A 6077-nucleotide genomic window follows, 5' to 3' on the forward strand; every position below is an offset into this window, starting at 1 on the left:
TCAACCGGCTCAAGAACTTCCGCGGCATCGCTACCCGATATGACAAGACCGCCACCTCCTACGAAGCAGCGGTCTCTCTCGCCTCATTCCTGCTATGGGCAAGATCCGTTTGAAGACGGACCCTAGTTCAGGCTCGGGGTCACCTCGTGGGGCGGACCGGCCGGGACCTCCGCCGCGCTCTCGGCCGCGCCGACGCCGCGGGTGTCCCTGGCCAGGAGCAGTTGTTCGAGGAACGCCAGGGCGCGCAGGTGGTAGGTGCGGGCGGCCCAGCCAAGGCTGATGTTGTGGCCCGCGTTCGGCAGCCGGTCCAGGGTGACCTGTGTGCCGGACAGCAGTTCGGTCAGCTCCGTGACCGCCTGGTTGTCGTGGCGCCACCACCCTTCGTGCTCGGCGAAGGTCAGGCGGACCGGTGCCCGCACGTCGGCGGCGACACCCGGAAAGGCGGTCGGCCACTCCGGCGCCTCGCGGACCTCGAGCTCCGGCCGCGGGGCCAGCAGGCCGCCCGCGAGCCGGAAGGTGCCGGGCGGGTAGAGCCGCAGCGGCCCCCAGTTGAGGTGGGACAGCGGGCGGCGCTCGTCCGGGTCGGTCAGCAGACCGGGGTCCACGGCGTACCGGTGCCCACAGCCCGAGATGTCCAGCCCGATCAGTGTGGTGCCGGGATTCTCGGCCGCCGCCCGGAGGGCGATCTTGCCGCCGTAGGAGTGGGCGAGGAGGAAGAAGCCCGCCCCCGTGTCGTGGTGGGCCGCGAAGTGCGCCAGCGCGGCGTGCAGGGTGGCGGCCTGGTCGGCCACGCGCTGGCCCTGGGGCAGCCGCTCGGCCGACAGCCCGTAGCCGGGCCGGTCGACGGCGAGCACGGCGTACCCAAGGCGCGGGCCCAGGGAGAGCAGCGACAGGTCCGGGTGGGCGGGCCCGTGGAAGTAGCCGGCCCGCATCCCGCCGCCGTGGACGGCGACGACGACGGCCCGCGGCGGGACACCGGCCGGGGTCGAGACCAGCGCCGAAAGCAGGTGCCCGCCGGCGTCCAGGGTGATCGCTCGTACGTCCGTGTGCACGCTCTGCATGGGTCGATCCTTCCTGCCGGAGCGGTGTCCGCGCGAGGGCGGTGGCCCGGTCCGGCCCCAAGGGCACAGGGACGCCAGGCTATGCCCCGTCCCGCGGCCGCGGGCGGTCCACAGCGCCGGATGGGCGACGGGCGGCAGGTGCGCGCCGGCGGCACCGGGCACGACCGCGCCCCCGGCCCCGGCCCCGCACGGTCCCCGGCCCCGGCAACGCCGGGGCGTACGCCGCCGGGTGGCCGCCGCCGTGTTCGCTTTCGGGTGACCCTGCGGCTCGGGGCCCGCGGCGGCCGACCCGGTGTGCCCGACGATCGCTGACGGCCGGACACGCACCGGCCCGGCCGCCAGCCACCGCTCGCCGGGAGGTCCCCCTTGCGCATCCTGCTCGTCGCGAGTGCCTACAACAGCCTCACCCAGCGCGTGCACGCCGAACTCGCGGACCTCGGACACACCGTGGCGGTGGAACTCACCCCGGACGAGGAGTCGGTGCGGGAGGCCGTGCGCCGCCACGACCCGCGGCTGGTGCTGGCGCCGATGCTGAAGACGGCCATTCCCCGGGACGTGTGGTCGTCCCGCACCTGCCTCGTCGTCCACCCGGGTCCCGTGGGAGACCGCGGGCCCTCCTCGCTCGACTGGGCCATCCACGAGGGCGCCCGCGAGTGGGGCGTGACGGTCCTTCAGGCCGAGGCCGAGATGGACGCGGGCGACGTCTGGGCTTCGGCCGCCTGCCCGGTGCCGCCGGTGGCGAAGAGCGACCTGTACCGCAACGAGATCTCCGACGCCGCGCTGGCGGCGGTCCTGCGGGCCGTGGAGCGGTTCGCCTCCGGCACCTTCCGCCCCCGGCCGCAGACCGGCACCGGAGGTGGAGGAGCCGGCGCAGGAGGAGCCGGCGCAGGAGGAGCCGGAGGGCGAGGTGCCGGCGGGGGAGGTGTCGGCGCGGGCGAGGCCACATACGGCAGGACCCGCCCGTACCTGGACCAGAGCGTCCGGCGGATCCACTGGGAGACCGACTCCACCGCGCAGGTGCTGCGCAAGCTGCGCGCCGCGGACTCCCAGCCCGGGGTGCTCGACGAGCTGTCCGGCTGCCAGTGGTACCTGCACGGGGGCCACTCCGAGGACCGGCTGCGCGGACGTCCTGGCGAGCTGCTGGCCACCCGCGCCGGTGCGGTCTGCCGGGCCACCGCCGACGGCGCCGTGTGGATCCCGGAACTGCGGCCCCGGCGCTCACCCGGAGGTCCCGCCACGTACAGACTGCCCGCCACGCTCGCCCTCGCCGGCCGGCTGCCCGCCCTGCGCGAGGACCCCTTGCCCCTCTTCCTGGACGCCGGCCGCGACACCTGGTCCGACATCCGCTACCGCGAGGACGGGCCCGTCGGCTTCCTGTCGTTCTCCTTCCCGGGCGGCGCGATGAGCACCACGCAGTGCCGCCGTCTGCTGCACGCCTACCGGGTGGCCTGTTCCCGGCCCACGTCCGTGCTGGTCCTGGGCGGTGCGCGGGACTTCTTCTCCAACGGCATCCACCTCAATGTGATCGAGGCGGCCGCCGACCCCGGCGCCGAGTCCTGGGCCAACCTGTGCGCCATGGACGACCTGGTGGAGGCCGTCCTGACCACCACCGACCGGCTCGTGGTGTCCGCAGTCGGCGGCAACGCCGCCGCCGGCGGGGCGATGTTCGCCCTGGCGGCGGACGAGGTGTGGTGCAGATCCGGCGCGGTCCTGAACCCCCACTACCGCCTGATGGGGCTTTACGGCTCCGAGTACTGGACGTACACCCTCCCGCGCCGGGCGGGCGGCGAGGCGGCGGACCGCCTGACCCGCCGGGCACTGCCCGTCACCGCGACGGCCGCGTGCCGGCTCGGCCTGGCCGACCGGGTGGTCGACTGCGCGCCGCGGGACTTCGCCGCGGAGGTCGCCAGGCTGGCCACGGGGCCGGCCGCGCTGCCCGCGCTCCAGTCGCGGATCGCCGCCAAGAAGGCGGAGCGGGAGCGGCAGGAGGCCATCAGGCCGCTGGCGGCGTACAGGGAGGAGGAACTCGCCCGGATGCGGCGGGTGTTCTTCGATCCCGAAGCGCCGTACCACGCGCTGCGGCGCGCGTTCGTCCGCAAGGAGCGTCCGCGGTGCACCCCGCCCCACCTCGCGGCCTCGTCCGCACACCGCACGGCCGGGCGGGGCGGCCCGCCGCCAGGCGTCACCGGATCGGCCCCGCAAGACGTCACACGTGCACCGATCCCCTGCTACCAAGAGTTCTGAGGGCCCGATCTGCCGGCTTTCGCCGCATACCTCCCCGAGGAGGCATCCCCATGGATGCAGCAACGCCGACCAAGGCCGACACCGGGTCGGCAGCCACCGAGGACACACCCACGATCCACATCCTCTGGATCAACGCGGGACTGAGCTGCGACGGCGACTCGGTCTCGCTGACGAACGCCATGCAGCCGAGCATCGAGCAGATCGTGCTCGGCGAGCTGCCGGGACTGCCGAAGGTCGCCGTCCACTGGCCGCTGATCGACTTCGAGTGCGGCCCGGTGGGCGGCGCCGACACCTTCATCGAGTGGTTCTTCAAGGGCGAGCGCGGCGAGATCGACCCGTTCGTCCTGGTCATCGAGGGGTCCATCCCCAACGAGGCGATCAAGCAGGAGGGCTACTGGTGCGGCTTCGGCGACAACCCGGAGACCGGCCAGCCCATCACCACCACCGAATGGATCGACCGCCTCGCCCCCAAGGCACTCGCCGTCGTCGCCATCGGAACCTGCGCCACCTACGGCGGCATCCACGCGATGGCCGGCAACCCGACCGGCGCGATGGGCCTTCCCGACTACCTGGGCTGGGACTGGAAGTCCAAGGCCGGGATTCCCATCGTGTGCGTCCCCGGCTGCCCCATCCAGCCCGACAACTTCGCGGAGACCCTGACCTATCTGCTCTACCAGGCCGCCGGTTCCGCCCCGATGATCCCGCTGGACGACAAGCTGCGCCCGACCTGGCTGTTCGGCGCCACCGTGCACGAGGGCTGCGACCGGGCCGGCTACTACGAGCAGGGCCAGTTCGCCCTCACCTACGACTCGCCCAAGTGCCTGGTGAAACTCGGCTGCTGGGGCCCGGTCGTGAAGTGCAACGTCCCCAAGCGCGGCTGGATGAACGGCATCGGGGGCTGCCCCAACGTAGGCGGCATCTGCATCGCCTGCACCATGCCGGGCTTCCCCGACAAGTTCATGCCGTTCATGGACGAACCGCCCGGCGGCAAGGTGTCCAGCGCCGCCAGCGGTGCGTACGGGGCCGTGATCCGCAAACTGCGGTCCGTCACGGCCAAGACCGTGGACAAGGAACCCAGGTGGCGCAGCACCGGCAAGAAGCTGACCACCGGATACCGGCCGCCCTGGTGATCACCGACCCCGCCGCCCGGCCGGCGTCACGCCTCTCCGCCTGACGGCCCGGCCTCCCGCCCGAAGACCTCCCCGCTGACGACCGCTCCGAAGAAGGGCACGGCAACACAATGGCAACACCGACGACGAAGGCGGCCGGCGACGGCAGTGGCCTGGTGGAGATGGCCTGGGACCCGATCACCCGGATCGTGGGCAGTCTCGGCATCCACACGAAGATCGACTTCAAGCAGAAGCGGGTCGCCGAGTGCTACAGCACCTCGTCGGTCTTCCGCGGCTACAGCGTCTTCATGCGCGGAAAGGATCCCCGGGACGCGCACTTCATCACCAGCCGCATCTGCGGCATCTGCGGAGACAACCACGCCACCTGCTCGGTGTACGCGCAGAACATGGCCTACGGCGTGAAGCCCCCGCACATCGCCGAGTGGATCATCAACCTCGGCGAGGCCGCCGAGTTCATGTTCGACCACAACATCTTCCAGGAGAACCTGGTCGGGGTCGACTACTGCGAGAAGATGGTCCGCGAGACCAACCCGGGCGTCCTGCACATGGCGGAGCGCACCGAGGCGCCGCACGCCGCGGACCACGGCTACCGCACCATCGCCGACATCATGCGCTCGCTCAACCCGCTGGAGGGCGAGTTCTACCGGGAGGCGCTCCAGGTCAGCCGCTACACCCGGGAGATGTTCTGCCTGATGGAAGGGCGCCATGTGCACCCCTCCACGCTCTACCCCGGCGGTGTCGGCACGATCGCGTCCGTCCAGCTCTTCACGGACTACCTCAGCCGCCTGACGCGCTACGTGGAGTTCATGAAGCGCGTCGTCCCGCTCCACGACGACCTGTTCGACTTCTTCTACGAGGCCCTGCCCGGGTACGAGGAGGTCGGCCGCAGGCGGGTCATGCTCGGCTGCTGGGGCGCGTTCAACGACCCGGAGTACTGCGACTTCACCTACGCCAACATGTCCGACTGGGGCCGGCGGATGTTCGTCACCCCCGGCATCGTCGTCGACGGCGAACTGGTCACCAACGACCTCACCCGGATCAACCTCGGCATCCGCGTCCTCCTCGGCAGCTCGTACTACGAGGACTGGCAGGGCCAGGAGCAGTTCGTCACCCACGATCCGCTCGGCAACCCCGTGGACCCGCGCCACCCGTGGAACCAGCACACGATCCCCGCGCCGCAGAAACGCGACTTCAACGGCAACTACAGCTGGGTGATGTCCCCGCGCTGGTTCGACGGCAAGGACCACCTCGCCCTCGACACCGGCGGCGGCCCCCTCGCCCGCCTGTGGTCCACCGCCCTGTCGGGCCTGGTCGACACCGGCCACGTCAGGGCCACCGGCCACAGCGTCGTCATCAACCTGCCGCGCACCATGACCAAGCCCGAGACCACCCTCGAGTGGCAGATCCCGCGATGGAGCAACGCACTGGAACGCAACCGCGCCCGCACCTACTTCCAGGCCTACTGCGCCGCCATGGCGCTCGACTTCGCGGAGAAGGGCCTGGAGGAGGTGCGCGCGGGACGCACCCAGACCTGGGAGAAGTTCGACGTGCCGGACGAGGGCATCGGCGTCGGCTTCACCGAGGCCGTGCGCGGTGTGCTCTCGCACCACATGGTGATCCGCGACGGCAAGATCGCCAACTA

The 6077-nt window shown here is 71.8% G+C and carries 4 protein-coding genes and 1 pseudogene; 4 read left to right on the forward strand and 1 reads right to left on the reverse strand.

All coding sequences use genetic code 11. The features are described from left to right. Nucleotides 1-113 (forward strand): annotated as a pseudogene (locus GUY61_RS40785) (IS5/IS1182 family transposase); the annotation flags it as partial. A 9-nt stretch (nucleotides 114-122) separates the two neighbouring features. On the opposite strand, the gene GUY61_RS33135 reads toward GUY61_RS40785, so the two are convergent. Next, nucleotides 123-1061: an alpha/beta fold hydrolase gene (locus tag GUY61_RS33135; RefSeq protein ID WP_166634025.1), complete on the reverse strand. Its 939-nt coding sequence runs from the start codon at nucleotides 1059-1061 to the stop codon at nucleotides 123-125. 366 nt (nucleotides 1062-1427) lie between these two features. Between GUY61_RS33135 and GUY61_RS33140 the strand changes: the two genes are divergently transcribed. The 3 genes from GUY61_RS33140 to GUY61_RS33150 all read left to right on the forward strand — a co-directional run. Then, nucleotides 1428-3305 carry an enoyl-CoA hydratase-related protein gene (locus tag GUY61_RS33140; RefSeq protein WP_166634026.1) on the forward strand — a complete coding sequence of 626 codons (1878 nt, stop codon included), beginning with the start codon at nucleotides 1428-1430 and terminating at the stop codon, nucleotides 3303-3305. Nucleotides 3306-3355: 50 nt separating this feature from the next. Continuing rightward, nucleotides 3356-4435, forward strand: coding sequence for a hydrogenase expression protein HypE (locus GUY61_RS33145; protein ID WP_166634027.1), 1080 nt, complete (start codon nucleotides 3356-3358; stop codon nucleotides 4433-4435). A gap of 110 nt (nucleotides 4436-4545) precedes the next feature. After that, nucleotides 4546-6077: nickel-dependent hydrogenase large subunit (locus GUY61_RS33150; protein WP_166634028.1), on the forward strand; the 1532-nt coding region annotated here is incomplete at its 3' end.

Source organism: Streptomyces sp. GC420, from assembly GCF_009916105.1.
GTDB lineage: Bacteria > Actinomycetota > Actinomycetes > Streptomycetales > Streptomycetaceae > Streptomyces.